The sequence below is a fragment of the Haloarcula sp. KBTZ06 genome (genome assembly GCF_048595605.1).
GTDB classification, from domain to species: Archaea; Halobacteriota; Halobacteria; order Halobacteriales; family Haloarculaceae; genus Haloarcula; species Haloarcula hispanica.
Genome location: NZ_CP184337.1, coordinates 2043610 through 2058924, shown reverse-complemented (window position 1 = coordinate 2058924; position 15315 = coordinate 2043610). Strand labels below are relative to the sequence as shown.

Here is a 15315-nt window from a genome sequence, read left to right as displayed (position 1 = left end):
AAAAGGTGATTGTGGCTATACAGATACAGCCCGCCGGACTGGTCACTAATACTATAGCGACGGTCTCAGCTATCGCCGAACACGAGTTCGAGCAGTTTTCGCTCGCTGACGCGGAGATGCCGGTTGACCGTCGGCTGTGACACGTCCAGGCTGGCCGCGATTTCCTGGCCGGTCGTCTCCCGAGGCCAGTCGAAGAAGCCACTCAGATACGCCGTCTGGAGTACTTCGAGCTGTCTGTCGGTGAGTTGCTCCTCCAGCGCCGACCGGACTGTACTGTCCCGCTGGCCATTGGACTGTGCGCCGTCACGGCGCGCGATCAGTTTGACGTCCGCGTAGCGCTCGCCGAGTTGTTCGACGAACTGGCGGACGTCAGTTTCGCCCGAGACGACAACTGTCACCGTGAGTCCGCCCGTCGACGTTCGGATCGATTTCAACCGCCCGCCCTGCTCCAGTAGCGTCTCCGCGACAGTCTGGCCGGTCACGACAACCTCATAGAGCCCGTCCAGTTGGTCGGTCGAAATCGCTCGCGCGGTGTCGACGCGAGCCATCGACAGCATCTGCTCCTTGACGACAGACGGGTCGCAGTCCGAGATAGCGAGGAAGAGACGGATCGCACCGTCGCTCCGCTGGACGGCCCCTTCACAGACGACCGGGACGCCGACGCGATCCGAGAAGTGCGTCAAGAACGACTGCGGGGCTGACAGTGATAGTTCGAGTTCGACAGTGCCGTCGCCGGCCCGGCGTTGCCGGGACTCGACCTCCCGTATCGCGTTCGCGATGGTCTCACCGAGTTCGGCAAACACCTCCTGAAGCATCTCGTCGAACCCGTCTTCTTGCTCGGCGTACACCGTCAGGACACCGTAGACGAAGTCGTCGTATTCGAGCGGGATGCTGAGCGCCGACTGGAACTCGCGGGAGAGCGCCTCCGTCCGCCAATGGTCGCCTCGGAGGTTGTCAGCCACCGACGGGACGATAGTCATCGCTTCGGACTGTGCAGTCTGGACGGCCGGCGGCCCGCCCTCGCGCTCCAGCGACAGCGAGATGGCGTCCAGATAGCTGGCGGTGTCGCCCGCCCACGCTCTGGGGACGAGTTCCGTCGCGTCCTGTCGGCCGATCCAGGCGAAGGAGAACCACTGGGATTCGGCCAACTGGTCACACACGGCTTGTTCGATCTCCTCGGTGGTCTCCGCTTCGACCAGCACCTGATCGATCCGTCGAATGATCGCGTTGACCTGCTTGAGCCGCCGCAGTTCGCGGTTCTGTTCGCGGCGCTCGGCCTCGCGTTCGCGGAGCGTCGTTTCGCGGTCGACGCGCGCAAGCGCGGCTTCCGCGCTGGCGGCGAGCAGATCCACCATCTCTCGGGTCCTGGCGTCGCTGTGTTGCTCGCCCAGTTCGACGTAGAACACGCCGTGGTCTTCGAGCGGGAGGCAGAGCCGCTTCGCGTTCGCCGTGACCGGTCCCGCTCCGAGGTCGATGCTTTCGCCGGGGGCGACCTCGACGGCGCTGTCCTGCACGAACACGTCCCACACTGTGCTCTGACCCGGCCCGACCGACGCGCTTCGGTCCGCTTCGGCGTCGCCGACGCTGCGAAGGGTGTTGTCGCTTCGGTCGAACAGGTAGATCTCCACGTCGGGGAGTTCCAGCACGTCGACGGCCGTGTCGAGTATCTGTTCGGCCACGGCTGTCTTGGTTTCCGTGTGCAGCAGCTTTCTGGTCGACTCGTGCAGCGCCGCGAGCGTCTCCTCGAACCGCTTCCGGTCCGAGATGTCCCGAACGACGCCGACCTGCCGATAGCTTCCGTCTTCGCGGTCGTACGTCGTGAACTTGGTCTCTATCGGAAGCGTGTCCCCGTCAGCGGTTCTGAGGTCCGTCGTCAGCGTCCCGACGTCGCGCTCGCCCTCGATGAACTGCCGGGACATCTCCGCGGCCTCCTCGATAACGGATTCGTCCGCCAGTAGCGTCGCGTTCGACCCGACCAACGTGTCCTTGTCGTAGCCGGTCATCGACTCGACGGCGCTGTTGACCGTCTGCATCGTGAACCCCTCGTCGAGCGTGTAGATGCCGTCCTCGATGGTCTCGACGATGCGTTCGTACTGTTCGAGCATCTCCGTCCGCTCGTGGCGCTCGGTGATGTCGTGGACGATACCCAGGTACAGTTCCTCGCCGTCCCACTGCTGGGGTTCGAAGGCGATTTCGACCCACCGTTCCGTGTCGCCGGCGGAACACGACGACGTCAGCGGTGTTCCTGGCGACTGATTGCAGTGGGTTCCGAGGTCAACGTCACGCAGATCCGGGCAGAACTCGGCTATCGGACGCCCGAACACGTCCGACGGGTCGGAGTCGAGGAGGTCACAGAGGTGATCGTTCCCGGTCCGTATCTCCCCGTCCGCGGCGGTGACGACCACTGGCTCGGGCATTCGCGCGGCGAGAGTCTCCAACAGCACAGGGGGAGACTGCTGTGCCGGTGTGTCGCATGCCGCTTGTTCGTTCTCGTCCGTTCCACCGACCGGCTTCTCCATACCGTTTCACGGCACTTGCCATGGGAAAGGTTGCTTTCAGTATACGTACCAGAATGTGCTGACTATGTATCTGTTAGGTCCGGATACGGATCAGTCGCTCCCGCTGCGTCGGCCAGCGATCCGAACCACGTCTTCGAGGCCGGACACGTCGTGGTCCGGCGTCACGTCGAGTCGGGTGTCGGTCCGATGCGGACGACGGATGATCGCCGAGTCGATTCCGGCCCGGTGTGCCGCCTCGATGTCAGATTCGTTGTCGCCGACGAACAGGGCGTCACTGACATCGAGGTCCGCCATCGCCCGCTCGATGTAGTACGGCCGGGGTTTCTTCCGGCGGAGGCTCTCGACTGTCGGCTCGCGCGCCCAGACGGTGTCGAAGTAGTGACCGATATCGAAATGCTCGAACGCGAACGCCACGGTGTCCCGTTGATTCGATGAGACCACGCCCAGCGGACAGTCCAGTCGGTCGAGCATGGACACGTCGCTGTAGGGCTGTTTCTCGCCGGCCCGGATAAGCGCCCGCTGGACCGTGGTCAGTGCCTCGTCACGGGCCCGGAAGAACCGCTCGGGGTCGATATCGTACTGGGTACAGATGTCGGTGAGTTCGGGCACAGTCACGCCGATACTCATGGCCTCGACGTGGGCTGTCGACGGCGACGGCACGCCGAGTTCCTCGAAGGCCCGGCGCGCGCCGACGTAGTGTGCGTCCATGTCAGTCAGCGTCAGCAACACGCCGTCGTTGTCGAAAATGACCGATTCGTACCCCATCAAGGGTATCAAGGGCGGACAGACGCAGAAATGTTTCGTGTTCTCACAGTCCGAGGTCTTCGCTGCCGCTCCCACTCTGGTCGAACTGTTCCGGCGGTCGCCCGGCCTCGTCGATAACATCGTCTGTCACGACGACCGGACAGTCTACCCGGAGGGCAATCGCGATGGCATCCGAAGGGCGGGCGTCGAACACCATGTCCTTCCGCCGGTCGTCGGTGTACTGCTCCGCGTCGATCTTCCCGTAGAAGGTCCCGTCGGCCAGATCGTCGATACGGACCCGGTCGATGGCGCCCCCGAACTCCGTCACCATCTCGACCAGCAGATCGTGGGTGAGCGGGCGCTCGAAGGGCTCGCCGGCCATCGCCAGTTGCATCGACTGGGCCTGGTCCTTGCTGACGAAGATGGGGACAATCTCTTCGCGCGCACGGAGCAGGACGACCGGCGTGCCACTCCCTTCTTCGCTGACGCCGACGCCGACCCCTTCGACCGTGGCATCGTGTTCCATGGACCAGTGTTGGGTTTGCGGGTATGAAAAGCTACCCCGGCGGCGGTTTCAGGGGTCTATCCTGTCCGTTATTCGCCTGGCCGACTCCGGCTACGCCTCCGTCGACCGGACCGACCGCGTGACGCGCACGCCAGCCATCCCGCCCAGCAGTCCAGTCTGGACGCGACGGCCTGGTGAGCGCACACTGAATCGCGATTAAACCGAATTAAAACGGGAAATAGAGCGTCCAATTCGGATAAATTCGACTTAATTCGCCTTTTCGGCTTGCCCCCTTCATATGCCACTGGGCCAGAGAGACGAGCGGAGGCAACGATCACAATGAAACTCACTACGATTGCCGGCGGCTTGCTTGCCGTGCTCGTCATCACGGGCTCGGCGGCGGCACTCCCCGGCGCAGCAGGCGCACAGGCCGATGACCACGCGGACAACGCACAGGCGGACAACGCCGCCGAGCAGGCAGCGAACGAAACAACGACCGCAGACGAGAACGAATCAGGCGGCGCTGCCGAGGCAGCTGACCGCCGCGGCCCGCCCGCTGACGCCGGCCAGGCAGGCGACCAGCGCGGCCCGCCGTCGGACCTCCCCGGACAGGTCCCTGACTTCGTCAGCGAGATTCACACGCTCATCGGGCAGAAGCAGGCCGGCGAACTCGCGGGCGACCTGGGCGCACAGATCAGCGACCTGACCCCCGGTGACGAGAGCGACGGGGCCGAGAACGAAACCGAATCCGCGTCCGAGGACGCTGACGCGGACGACACCGACGAGACGGACGCGGACGACGAACAGTCCACTGACGACGCGGATGCGGACGAGGACACCGACGAGACGGACGCGGACGACGAACAGTCCACTGACGACGAAAGCGACGACAGCGACGCGTAATCCCCCCCTGACCTGACGGCTCTTCCTTCGACGATCGACCAAGCGCGGTTTTTTTGCTTGCTGAACTCCGAGTGACGGGTATGGATGACACCGCCGAGTCCAGCGTCCACGCCGACGACGGACCCCGTGACCGTACGACTGCAGACCTCCTTGCGGGTGACGAGGACTCGTCGGCGTCGGAATCGTCGGACGGGGTGAACCGGAAGCGCGCCCTCCTGTTCGTCTCGCCGTTTCTCGCTATCGGGCTGTTCGACCTGGCCCTGCTACTCGGCTGGGGCTTAGACCCGCTATGGGGGTTCATGATTCTCCCGCCGATACTGTTCGTCTCAGTGCTCGGCTGGATTGCGTTCCGAACCGGGTTCGCGAGCGACCGGACCGGGGACCCAGCCACGACTGACGGTTCGCGGCGTCGGTAGAACACCGAGCGATTGCCCGCTCCGTTGCGGGTCCCTATTCTTCGAACAGGTCGTCGACGGCGGCCCGAGCGGCAAGGGCAGCGTCGTCCGCGACCTGTGCCTCGTCCTGACGACTGTCGGGCGCGTTGACGTACACGTCGACATCTAGTACGCCGTCTTCGAAGGTGACAGTCACGTCGAGGTCCTCGACCGCGCTGACATCGTATCGCGAGAAGACAACGTCTTCGGCTGCGGTCGAGGCTGTCTCGACGACCTCATCGTCTGTCGGCATCGCCTTATGCGCCGCCAGCGCCGGGGCCGCCGGCCGGACCCGCGCCGCCTGCGCCACCGAGCATCTGCTGGAGCTCGCTCTGGAGCTCTTCGAACTGCTCCTGGACGCGCTCTTCCTGCTTTTCGAGCGTCTCGACGCGGACTTCGAGGCTGTTGACCTTCTCTTCGAGGTCGTCCTGCGCCTCGTCGAACTCGGTCTTCACGAGGAGTTCGCCGACCTCGCGGTACATGGTCGAGTCCTCGTCGATGTCGTCGAGCTCGTCCAGAGCCGTCTGGGACTCCTGGAGCTCTGTCTCGGCCTGCTGTTTCTGTGCGGCGACCTGCTGTGCTGTCTGCTGAAGGTCCTGCAGTTCCTCGAGCTTCTCCTGTGCTTCAGGCGGAAGATTACCCTGCATACCTCCAGAGTTGGGGGCCGCACTGTTAAACCCACGCTTTCAAGTCCAGCAGCGGGGTGGCAAGGGGCTGAGAGCACAGTCGTTCTGTCGAAAACCCGGCGCTAAAAGACATGAACCCACTATTCGCGGCAGTGAACTCAGGCGACCTCTCCAACCGCCCGCTCCCGTAGCTCCCCGGTCAGGTGCATCCCGTGTTGATCAATCCGCCTGACGATCCGCTTCGCCTGGGTCGGTTTGAGGTACTTGTCCTCGATAGCGGCCCGGACCACGACGCCGAAACTGCTCGTCACCTCTGCCCCCAGGCCCTGCGCCATCCGGCGGACAGTGCGGTCCTCGGAGACGACGGCCACGGCGGAGCGGTCGTCGCTGTCGCGGTGGGCTAACACGCCGGCGAGCACCGTCACAGCGGCTCCGAGGTCGGAATCGCCGAGCAGGGACTCGGCCTGGTCGACGTAGTCCTCGTCGACGCCGGTGTCGATGCCGTTCTCGCGGTACTCGGTCAGGTTCGTTGCGGTCGGTTCGACCTGGACCTCGTCGATGACGGGCTCGGGAATGACGATGTCGCCGTCGAACGCGTCCAGCAGCGACAGTTCCCCCACCTGTCCCAGCGAGTACAGCGACGTCGGCCCGACGTAGATGCGGGTCATAGCTCCGCGGCCGTGTCGGCGTCGAGCTCCAAGTCGGACAGCTCAAGCTGCGTCGTCAGGTTTCGCTCGCGGGCCACGTCGAGCCACTCGGCGATGGAGAGGTCCGCAAGCTGTGCGGCTTCGGCCGCCGACACGTCGCCGGACTGGTACTGCTCGACGGCGACGCGGAGCCGGAGCGTTTCCAGTCCCTCCCGCAGGGCTTTCCGAATCGTGGTCGACCGGTCCTCGGAGAGCAACTCGGCGACGTCGTCCAGTTCGTCTTTCTCTTCACTCGGGAGCCGCGCGCTGATTGTCGGCATGTTTGCACAGTCATCCGCCGTAAACACACATCAAACTACGGGTCGGAGAACCGCCTGTCGGCCTCTTGAAACTCTGGGCGGAGCGTGTGCGGACGGAGCGGGCGACCACCAATCCTTAACGCCACTGGGTCCCACGAGGAGGCAATGACCGACGAAGCACACGCGTTCGTCCCCGGCCACATCACGGGCTTTTTTACCGTTGACCGTGGCGATGACCCGATCGAGACCGGCTCCCGCGGCGGCGGGCTGGCCCTGTCTGACGGCGTTTCTGTTACCGTCAGCCGCGGGGCTGAAACCAAGATAACGCTGAACGGCGAGGAAATCGAGGTGGAAGCCGTCGAGCGAGTGCTGGACGCGCTGCGAACCACGGCGACTGTCACCGCCGAAACACCGCTCCCGCTCGGCTCGGGCTTCGGCGTCTCCGGCGCGCTGGCGCTTGGCACCGCACTGGCGGCCAATGCCGTCTTCGGCCACGGGCTCTCGTACAACGAACTGGTGACCATCGCCCACGGCGCGGAGGTCCAGGCCGGTTCCGGGCTCGGCGACGTTGTCGCGCAGGCCCGCGGCGGCGTGCCGCTCCGGCTCGAACCCGGCGGGCCGCAGTTCAACTATCTCGACGCCATTCCGGCCCGCAGCCGCATCGAGTACGTCACACTCGGGGAGCTATCGACGGCGGATGTCGTCGGCGGCGACACGGACATCCTGACAGCTGCCGGCGAGCGCGCGCTCTCTACCGTCGTCAAGGAGCCGAAACTGTCGACGTTTATCCAGGCCTCCCGGCAGTTCTCCCGTGAAGCGGAGCTGCTGACGCCGGAGGTGAAAAGCGTCATCGACGACGTGGCCGAAGCGGGCGGGGACGCCGCGATGGCGATGCTCGGCGAGACGGTGTTTGCGCTGGGGACCGGCCTCACCGACGCGGGCTACGATGCGACCGTCGCCGCTATCTATCCGCCCGGTGCGACCATCGAAGACGAGGGCTGACCACACGTCGCAAAACCACCGAACCGGCTTCCTTATCAGCGCGCAGCCGTAGCCACAGCTATGGACTGTCGGCAGTGTGCCACGCCGCTCGACCGACCGGGCGACTACTGCCTGGTCTGTCACACTGCCAATACGGACGCCGTCGTCCTCGAACTCGACCGCGAGCGGGCGACAGTGACCTCGCTGCTGGACGGGTCGGTCGTCGGCCAGCGGACGGTGACGACGACGCCGGAGGGCGAGGGGAGCGACGAAACGGTCGTCGTCGAGCTCCGCAACTTCGCCGGCCTCGTCGCGGACGAGGTGCGACGGAAACGACCGGAGGAGGTGTACGTCACGGGCGACCGCGACGTCATCGCCGCCGTCCGCCCGCAACTGCACTACGAGTTCTTCCGCGTCGAGGGCGACGATCCGGTTCAGCGGGTCATCGACCGCCAGGGCGAGCCCGCGCTGGAAGTGGTCGACGCCGCGCCCTCGGAGAAACTCGGCGGGAGCCACTCGACGCTCATCGGCGGCCGGTCGGGCCAGCGAGTCATCCAGACCGTCGCCGGCCACCCCCACGTCAAGAAGGTCATCCCCGGTCCCATCGACGCTGGCGGCGCGAGTTCGCCGACGGGCGTCCGGGCGAAGGCGACCCGCGCCGACGCCAACGGCAACGTCCGGGTGCTCATCCGCGACGGCTCAAGCGTCCAGGAGAACCGCGTTGTCACGACGGCCGGCGACCGCGAACTGGGCGAACACGTCCGGGCCGATCTGAACGAGGCACTCAAGGAAGCCGAACTGCAGGAGTAGCACCCGCGCCGGGACCGGTTGTCACGCCACGACAACGCCGACAACGAGCACAGCGGCTACCGCGGCTCCAACGACACCAGTCCGGTGAACAGCCGGTAACGCCGTCCGCACGTCGAGTACCATCGGACCTGCATGGAGCGCGGCGAGCGCCAGATAGCCGGTCGGGGCGACCAGCGGAAACGCGACGGCCCCGATAGTCAGCAGACAGAGGCCGACGACGCCCGCTCCGAGGTAGCCGCGTCCGCGCGCGGGCTGACCCGCCCCTTTCAGAACGCCGCCGGTCCAGCAGTAGCCGATGGCCGTCGCGCCGACCCACGCGTGCCAGTACGCCAGTTGTTCGGGGACGACACTGAGGAGGCCGCCGACCGTCAGCGCCGTCGCAGTGGTGTTGACCGTTCCCCAGGCGAGCATCGCGTCGGAGAAGCGGACCGAGTCCGGTGCGTGCAGGACCGTCAGGCCGACGAAGCCGCCGATCAAGACGACCCACAGCACCGTTGCGAGCAGCTGGCCGTTGGCGTGGTCGAGCCAGGTGAGCGCCTGGGTGCCGCCCCAGCCGAGCAGTCCGGCTGCTGCGCCCGAGAGCAAGAACTCCGAGGCCGTAAGCCGCCCGCTCGTGGCCGGTGCGACCCGCTGGAGGCGACTTCGAAGCCCGTCGAACGCTGCCATCGACCGACGGTTTGCCCGCCTCCCTCTTGAGTTCTCTAGGCTAGCTCCGCGGTCAGCAGGAGAATGCTGGGCGCGACGAGCAGGACCATACCGGCGAGTATCAGCACTGCCGGCACGACGAGCAGTCCCATCTCGGTGAACAGCCACAGCCCGAGCCCGCCCAGCAGCGCGACGAGACCGACGATTCGCACGAGCCATGTGACGATACCCTCGAACCCGGAGTCCGCGACGAGGTCGACGACGTCGAGTAGCTCGTCCATGTCAGTCGGTCGTTGCCGGCCGGGCCTGTTAATCCCTGTGGCCGTCGGTCGACCGGGCCGCATCTCGAAGGCCTTATGTGGCCGCTCGGCGGACAACAGACCACTATGGCTAGCAAGAGCGGAAAGACCGGCAGCTCGGGCCGTTTCGGCGCTCGCTACGGTCGCGTGTCTCGACGCCGCGTCGCGGAGATCGAATCGGAGATGAACGAGGACCACGCCTGTCCGAACTGCGGCGAAGACCGAGTCGACCGCCAGGGGACGGGCATCTGGCAGTGCAGCTACTGTGACTACAAGTTCACCGGCGGCAGCTACAAGCCGGAGACGCCTGGCGGCAAGACCGTCCGACGCTCCATTCGGGCCGCACTGTCCGAAGACGAGGAGTAAAGGACCCCCGTTCCAATCTCTCAACTATGAGCTACAAGTGTTCACGCTGTAAGCGCGACGTGACGCTGGACGAGTACGGCGGCGTTCGCTGCCCGTACTGCGGACACCGCGTCCTGCTGAAGGAGCGGTCACCCGACGTCAAAGAGATCAACGTCAACTGAGACTGTCGGTACGCCGTTGACGGTCGACGGCCGACTGCGCCACGTTGCAAACGGCTTTTCTGGGGCAGTCCCGCGACTGATACGACGACGCTCCCATTTCGAACAGTATGACTGCACCACATCAGACCCACCTGACTGCGGAGTACGACAACGCCGACCGGGCTCGCGCCATCGAGCGGAGCATCCGTCCCGAAATCGACGACATCGAGGGGGACCGGACGACGGCGCGCCTCAGCCGGGACGGACAGCGGGTCGAACTCACGGTCGAGGCGAGTGATCTCGTCGCACTGCGGGCCGGAATCAACACATGGCTGACGCTACGCGGCGTCGCTGAAGACGCTGTCGCGGGACCGCAGTGAGGAAAGCGGCGCGGAAATAACGGCGGCGTCACAGAAATATCGGAAACGGGTCAGTAGCCGAGCGCTACTGCCGGTAACGGTCCGGGACGTGGGCCGAGATCGACTCGGGAACGTTGCCGAACACGACCGGGGCCAGGGTTGCCAGTCGACGCCGGAGGAGGCTGTACGTCGCACCGGTGACGAGGGCCGCGGCGACGACCCACCGGAACGGCCCGTCTAGAACGACGAACAGCGGCGAACCCACGAGTACCATCAGCCCCACATCCGACGGTGCACCGTCGTACTGTATCCATCGCTTGGGCGACCGCCATTGCCCGCGGACGTGGTCGTACACGGCGCGTTCGGACGTGCCTTCCCACGGGCGGAGTTCAAGGCCGCCGCCGTACCGGTCCATCCGGCAGTGGAGGGCAGCGCCCAGCAGTACGAACGTGAGCGCAACGAGCAGCGGTGTCTGGAGGATAGCGGCGAACCCGGCGGTCGGGAGCGCCGCGAGCGTGTACCCGCTTGGGTAATGCAGCGTACGCCGATGGCCCGAGTACAGGTCGAGGTCGGGCAAAACGCCACCGACGAGGCCGCCAGCGAGCGCTACTGCGGCGTGGTCTGGCGCAAGGACGAGCAGCGGTGTCGCGATTGCGAGCCCCGCTATCGCGTGCGTCGGCAGCATCATATACCTGTACAAGGGGCCGTAGCCGGTATAAACACGTCGCTGGGTTTATTCTCCGTCGTACCCCAGTCCACTGCAATGAGCGATGGTGCCGGCCGTCCCGACAGCAGTCTCGGGGCTATCGACCTCGATGACACGTTCGAGAAGCTCTTTCGTGACGGGCGAACCAACGCGATCATCGCGTGGGTGCTCGTCGCGATTCTCACGGCTGTGTTCGTCGAAAGCGTCCTCGATATCGACTACCAGTGGATACTGCTCGTCGGTGTCGTCGGCTTCGTCGTCCTCGTGCCGCCGGTGGCGTTCCGCGAGTGGCGCGTCATGCTGCCCTGGGAACTGCTCTTTCTCGCCTGCCTGCCGATCCTGGTCCGCGGCCTCGTCGGGGGGACGGTCGGAACCTTTGCCACGTATCTCTCGCTGGCAGCGCTGTCGCTACTCGTCATCGTGGAACTGCATATGTTCACCGAGCTGGAAGTCACACACTGGTTTGCCGTCTGTCTCGTCGTCTTGACGACACTCGCCGCCGTGGCGGCCTGGACGGTGTTCCGGTGGAACGCCGACCGGTTTCTCGGGACGTCGTATCTCACGACCAACGAGGCGCTGATGACCGAGTGGCTGTACGTCACCCTCGCCGGACTCGCCGCGGGTGTGTTGTTCGATGGCTACTTCAGACGGCGGGACCGCCGCCTCTGGCGTGGTCTCCGACGGATGGTGCGGCGATGAGGCTGCCCCGACCGTCGATGCGGAACCAGCGGCGGATCACCCGCGCGATGCAACTCGTCTTGCTCGGGCTGGTCGGCTACGGCATCGTCGCCGGCCAACCGAAGCCGATCACGAACGGCGGTATCGGCCTGCTCGTCACGTTTCTCCCCGCGGTGATGCGGCGAAACTACAATCTGGCTCTGGACCCGTGGCTCGCCCTCTGGATCACGACCGCGGTGTTCCTGCACACCCTCGGGTCGGCCGGGCTCTACGGACAGATCGGTTGGTGGGACCACCTCACCCACGCGATGTCGGCTTCGCTCATCGCCGCGTTCGGGTACACGACGGCCCGGACCATCGACCTCCACAACGATTCGATTCACATCCCCAAGCGCGTCTTCTTCGTGTACATCTTCGTCGTCGTGCTGTCCTTCGGCGTGATCTGGGAACTGTTCGAGTTCGCGCTCGACATCATCGCCACCGAAACGGGTGTCACGATGCCGCTGGCGCAACACGGCCTCGACGACACGGTCCGGGACACGATGTTCAATTCGCTCGGGGCGCTCCTGGTCGCGGCGTTCGGACAGGCCCACCTCACCGATGTCGCAGAAACCCTCCGAGAGCGGCTGTCCGTTGTCGACTGACTCGGATGTGTCACTGGACCCGTTGCCGGGATGATAGCTGGCGGGACTGTGGTGACTGAACACAGTGCGTCACCGGTTCAAGCGTTTTCTGTCCGATGGGGTACGACAGGAACCGTGTGTTATCCCCGATGGGGTAGCCACTGTGTCGGCAAACGTGTCGGCTCGTTGTCTGGAGCTGCTGTGGCCGCCGAACAGTTATTATGCCTCAGTAAAGTGGTTGAACAGCATACCAGGGCGATGATTGGGAATGGCCTCGACGATGTCGCGTTTGCGGGAGCGAGACAGACCGGCGCTGCCAGTCGAGACATCGAAGTCGTGTATCTCGACTCCGACGCGACGGCACGAGAGCAGATACACGAGGTTCTGGCGGATCACAGCGCCGAGATGACGGTGACGAGCGTGGCAACGACGGATGCCGCGTTGGAAGCTGCCGCGTCGACAGCGGTCTCCTGTCTCGTCCTCGACCCGACTGGACTGGGCGATATCCCGGCCCCACTGGTGTCGAACGACCGCTACCCGGTCGTCCTCTACACCGACGCCACTGCCCCGGACAGCGCTGCGACTGTCTTCGACGATGCAGAGACGGTCGTCAGGAAACAGGGGGACGGACAGCCGACGTTTCTGGCGGAGAAGATTGTCAGCGTCGTGTCGGCGTCGGCCGATCGGACCGAGTCCGCGCTCCGAGATGCGCTGTCCGGAATCGAATCGCGCGCTGAAGCGAACGAAATCGCTGTCCTACTGGCGGATGACGGAACGGTACACTGGTCGAGCGACTCGGTGTCGACGTTCGTTGACCGCCTCGACGATACCCGCCGGGTCGAGGGCTTTTACGACGCCATGCGGACGGCACTCCCCGACACGCCCGGCGGCCGTCGACAGCTACAGCGACTCCGGGACGCCCCGACTGAACCGGTTGCGGTCCGGGTTCCGGGTAGCGACCGCGACCAGTACCTCCTTCGACACGGGCACGAGCTACCGGACGCCGCAGGGGGACTCACGCTCGTCCTACTGCGAGACATCACCGAAACCGCCCGGCGTGATGCCCGCACGGCGCTGCTGGATCTCCTCGTCGAGCAGGCACAGGACGGCCTCTACACGCTCGACGAACGGGGTGTCATCGACTTCTGTAACGAGTCGTTCGCGGCGAACCTCGGGTACGAGCCGGACGAACTGTGTGGCGAACACGCCTCGACAGTGCTGGCCCCCGGTGAACTGTCGAAGGGGCAGGCGACTGTGGAAACGCTGCTCGAAACGCCTGAGAAGGAGAGCACGACTGCCGATCTGACGTTCTATCGGAAAGACGGTACCGAACGGGAGGTGTCGATCAACTATACGCTGATTCACGACGAAGCCGGCAACTACAGCGGGTTGATCGGCGTCGCTCGGGACATCACGGAGCGCTGTAACCGCGAGCGGGAGTATCAGGAGATGACTGAGCGATTGAATCTCGCGCTCGAAGGCGCGGAACTCGGCGTCTGGGACTGGAACCCCAAAACCAACGATGTCACCTTCGACGAGCGCTGGACCGGGATGCTCGGCTACACCACGAACGAACTGGAGCCACACTACGAGACGTGGGCCGACCTCGTCCATCCAGACGACCTCAACCGAGTGGAACAGGCGCTCGCGGAACTGAAGTCCGGGGAGACCGATCTGTATCAGAGCGAGTTCCGGATGCGGACAAAAGACGGGGACTGGCGATGGATCCGGGACATCGGGAAGGTGTTCGAGTGGAACGACGACGGCGAGGCGATCAGGGCCGTCGGGATCCATCAGGACATCACCGAAGAGCGGAAACGTCAGGATGCGATCGAACGACAGCGCGACGAACTGGCGACACTCAACGGGGTCAACATGCTCATACAGGACCTCATTCACGCTTTGGGTGGTGCCGCGACTCGCCACGAGACTGCAGAGACAGTGTGTGAGCGCATTGTCGAATCGGACCTCTGTGAGCTAGCGTGGATCGGTGAGCGAGCCGGCGCAGACGATAGACTCGTGCCGAAAACGGTAGCCGGCGACAATAGTGACGTTCTCGACGAACTCATCGTTAGTGACGGGAACGACCAAGTGCTGTGTGAAACAGCCCTCGTGACAGGTGCGGTCCAGACGATACAGGACTGCGGCGACCCGTCCGAATTCAAGCAGTGTGGGGCCGCTGCTCGCGAGCAGGGGTTCAAGTCCGCCGCAGCGATTCCACTGGTTCAGGGAAACACCGTCCACGGCGTTCTCTGCGTGTACGCCGACCAGCCAGCGGCGTTCGGCGGCCGAATAGCTGACAGTTTCGCTGTCCTCGGCAAGATGGTCGGGTACACGCTCGCCGCGGTCCAGAACAGGCAACTCCTGTCTGACGATACCACGCTCGAACTGACATTCGAATCGGAATGTTCCGACATACCCCTTGTCTCGGCAGCGAATGCGTACGGATGCCGAATCGAGGTCGTCGAATCTGTCGATACCGAGCCGACGCATCTCCTCTATGTCTCCGTCGACGAAGGGCCGCCCGATGCAGTCTCTGCGCATCTCTGTTCTCAGACGGAGATTCTCGGTTCGCGGGTCGTCCGTGCAGACGATTCCAGCGGCATTATCGAGTTGCAGGTTACAGAAACCGTCCAATCGCTGCTTCTCGATGTCGGTGCCCGCTGCCGGACTGTGGTTGCCGACGACGGGGCGCTCTCTATTACTGTCGAGGCCCCGCCGGATGCCGACTCCCGGGCGATACGGGACGCAGTCTCCGACCGGGTGCCTGACAGCACGCTGACGGCAAAGCAGGAGTGCGACCGGACAGACGACATACTTGACACCGAAACGGACCCACGCAACCACCTGACTGACCGCCAGAAGGAAGTCCTCCGCACGGCCTTCCTGACGGGCTACTACGCCTGGCCCCGAGATACGAACGCCGAGCAACTGGCAGAGAGGCTCAGTATCGCATCACCGACGCTCCATCAGCATCTCCGGCGAGCGCAGCGGAATCTCATCGACGCTGTGTTCGATATGCAGTGATACG

At 64.7% G+C, this 15315-nt stretch carries 20 protein-coding genes; 10 read left to right on the top strand and 10 right to left on the bottom strand.

Going from position 1 to position 15315, the window contains the following annotated elements; all coding sequences use genetic code 11:
• Window positions 1-65: 65 nt before the first annotated feature.
• The 3 genes from ACNO8S_RS10765 to ACNO8S_RS10755 form a co-directional block, all read right to left on the bottom strand.
• Window positions 66-2519, bottom strand: a complete 2454-nt coding sequence (locus tag ACNO8S_RS10765) for a bacterio-opsin activator domain-containing protein (RefSeq protein ID WP_420181891.1) — start codon at window positions 2517-2519, stop codon at window positions 66-68.
• Window positions 2520-2609: 90 nt separating this feature from the next.
• Complete coding sequence (locus tag ACNO8S_RS10760) at window positions 2610-3284, bottom strand: HAD family hydrolase (RefSeq protein WP_014040934.1); 675 nt, start codon at window positions 3282-3284, stop codon at window positions 2610-2612.
• A gap of 43 nt (window positions 3285-3327) precedes the next feature.
• A complete protein-coding gene (locus ACNO8S_RS10755; RefSeq protein ID WP_014040933.1) occupies window positions 3328-3789 on the bottom strand; it encodes a bifunctional nuclease family protein in 462 nt (153 codons plus the stop codon).
• A gap of 318 nt (window positions 3790-4107) precedes the next feature.
• Between ACNO8S_RS10755 and ACNO8S_RS10750 the strand changes: the two genes are divergently transcribed.
• Both ACNO8S_RS10750 and ACNO8S_RS10745 read left to right on the top strand, forming a co-directional pair.
• Window positions 4108-4671, top strand: a complete 564-nt coding sequence (locus tag ACNO8S_RS10750; protein ID WP_420181890.1) for a hypothetical protein — start codon at window positions 4108-4110, stop codon at window positions 4669-4671.
• Window positions 4672-4751: 80 nt separating this feature from the next.
• The gene (locus tag ACNO8S_RS10745) at window positions 4752-5087 is read left to right on the top strand and encodes a hypothetical protein (protein WP_050036868.1); all 336 of its coding nucleotides are present in this window, start codon (window positions 4752-4754) and stop codon (window positions 5085-5087) included.
• Between the two features lie 34 nt (window positions 5088-5121).
• Here the strand turns inward: ACNO8S_RS10745 and ACNO8S_RS10740 are convergent, their stop codons facing one another.
• The 4 genes from ACNO8S_RS10740 to ACNO8S_RS10725 form a co-directional block, all read right to left on the bottom strand.
• Window positions 5122-5358 carry a hypothetical protein gene (locus tag ACNO8S_RS10740; protein WP_005537965.1) on the bottom strand — a complete coding sequence of 79 codons (237 nt, stop codon included), beginning with the start codon at window positions 5356-5358 and terminating at the stop codon, window positions 5122-5124.
• Between the two features lie 4 nt (window positions 5359-5362).
• Window positions 5363-5752 (bottom strand): prefoldin subunit beta, encoded by a 390-nt coding sequence (locus ACNO8S_RS10735; RefSeq protein ID WP_004591484.1) that lies wholly within the window; start codon window positions 5750-5752, stop codon window positions 5363-5365.
• Window positions 5753-5889: 137 nt separating this feature from the next.
• Entirely contained in the window at window positions 5890-6399 is a 510-nt protein-coding gene (locus ACNO8S_RS10730; RefSeq protein ID WP_014040930.1) for a hypothetical protein, read from the bottom strand.
• On the bottom strand, window positions 6396-6698 hold the full coding sequence (locus ACNO8S_RS10725) for a UPF0175 family protein (RefSeq protein ID WP_004517029.1): 303 nt from the start codon (window positions 6696-6698) through the stop codon (window positions 6396-6398). Before ACNO8S_RS10725 ends, ACNO8S_RS10730 begins: the two co-directional genes overlap by 4 nt.
• Window positions 6699-6842: 144 nt before the next feature.
• Here ACNO8S_RS10725 and ACNO8S_RS10720 point away from each other — a divergent pair, with 144 nt between their 5' ends.
• Window positions 6843-7679 (top strand): pantoate kinase, encoded by an 837-nt coding sequence (locus tag ACNO8S_RS10720; RefSeq protein ID WP_014040928.1) that lies wholly within the window; start codon window positions 6843-6845, stop codon window positions 7677-7679.
• 60 nt (window positions 7680-7739) lie between these two features.
• On the top strand, window positions 7740-8468 hold the full coding sequence (locus ACNO8S_RS10715; RefSeq protein WP_014040927.1) for a DUF2103 domain-containing protein: 729 nt from the start codon (window positions 7740-7742) through the stop codon (window positions 8466-8468).
• Window positions 8469-8489: 21 nt separating this feature from the next.
• Here ACNO8S_RS10715 and ACNO8S_RS10710 read toward each other — a convergent pair whose 3' ends face one another.
• Window positions 8490-9134: a hypothetical protein gene (locus ACNO8S_RS10710; protein ID WP_050036867.1), complete on the bottom strand. Its 645-nt coding sequence runs from the start codon at window positions 9132-9134 to the stop codon at window positions 8490-8492.
• 35 nt (window positions 9135-9169) lie between these two features.
• Window positions 9170-9394 carry a hypothetical protein gene (locus tag ACNO8S_RS10705; RefSeq protein WP_008312705.1) on the bottom strand — a complete coding sequence of 75 codons (225 nt, stop codon included), beginning with the start codon at window positions 9392-9394 and terminating at the stop codon, window positions 9170-9172.
• 75 nt (window positions 9395-9469) lie between these two features.
• Between ACNO8S_RS10705 and ACNO8S_RS10700 the strand changes: the two genes are divergently transcribed.
• From ACNO8S_RS10700 to ACNO8S_RS10690, 3 genes are all read left to right on the top strand, one after another.
• Window positions 9470-9778 (top strand): 50S ribosomal protein L37ae, encoded by a 309-nt coding sequence (locus ACNO8S_RS10700; protein WP_004591489.1) that lies wholly within the window; start codon window positions 9470-9472, stop codon window positions 9776-9778.
• A 26-nt stretch (window positions 9779-9804) separates the two neighbouring features.
• Window positions 9805-9939, top strand: a complete 135-nt coding sequence (locus ACNO8S_RS10695) for a DNA-directed RNA polymerase subunit P (protein ID WP_004517024.1) — start codon at window positions 9805-9807, stop codon at window positions 9937-9939.
• 107 nt (window positions 9940-10046) lie between these two features.
• Complete coding sequence (locus ACNO8S_RS10690) at window positions 10047-10298, top strand: KEOPS complex subunit Pcc1 (RefSeq protein WP_129755431.1); 252 nt, start codon at window positions 10047-10049, stop codon at window positions 10296-10298.
• Window positions 10299-10362: 64 nt separating this feature from the next.
• Here ACNO8S_RS10690 and ACNO8S_RS10685 read toward each other — a convergent pair whose 3' ends face one another.
• Window positions 10363-10965 (bottom strand): metal-dependent hydrolase, encoded by a 603-nt coding sequence (locus ACNO8S_RS10685; protein ID WP_023843365.1) that lies wholly within the window; start codon window positions 10963-10965, stop codon window positions 10363-10365.
• A gap of 75 nt (window positions 10966-11040) precedes the next feature.
• Between ACNO8S_RS10685 and ACNO8S_RS10680 the strand changes: the two genes are divergently transcribed.
• The 3 genes from ACNO8S_RS10680 to ACNO8S_RS10670 all read left to right on the top strand — a co-directional run bounded on the left by ACNO8S_RS10680 (window position 11041) and on the right by ACNO8S_RS10670 (window position 15311).
• Window positions 11041-11682 carry a hypothetical protein gene (locus tag ACNO8S_RS10680; RefSeq protein WP_014040922.1) on the top strand — a complete coding sequence of 214 codons (642 nt, stop codon included), beginning with the start codon at window positions 11041-11043 and terminating at the stop codon, window positions 11680-11682.
• Window positions 11683-11699: 17 nt separating this feature from the next.
• Window positions 11700-12305: a hypothetical protein gene (locus tag ACNO8S_RS10675; protein WP_008312715.1), complete on the top strand. Its 606-nt coding sequence runs from the start codon at window positions 11700-11702 to the stop codon at window positions 12303-12305.
• A 237-nt stretch (window positions 12306-12542) separates the two neighbouring features.
• Window positions 12543-15311, top strand: coding sequence for a PAS domain S-box protein (locus ACNO8S_RS10670; RefSeq protein ID WP_050036866.1), 2769 nt, complete (start codon window positions 12543-12545; stop codon window positions 15309-15311).
• Window positions 15312-15315 lie beyond the last annotated feature (4 nt).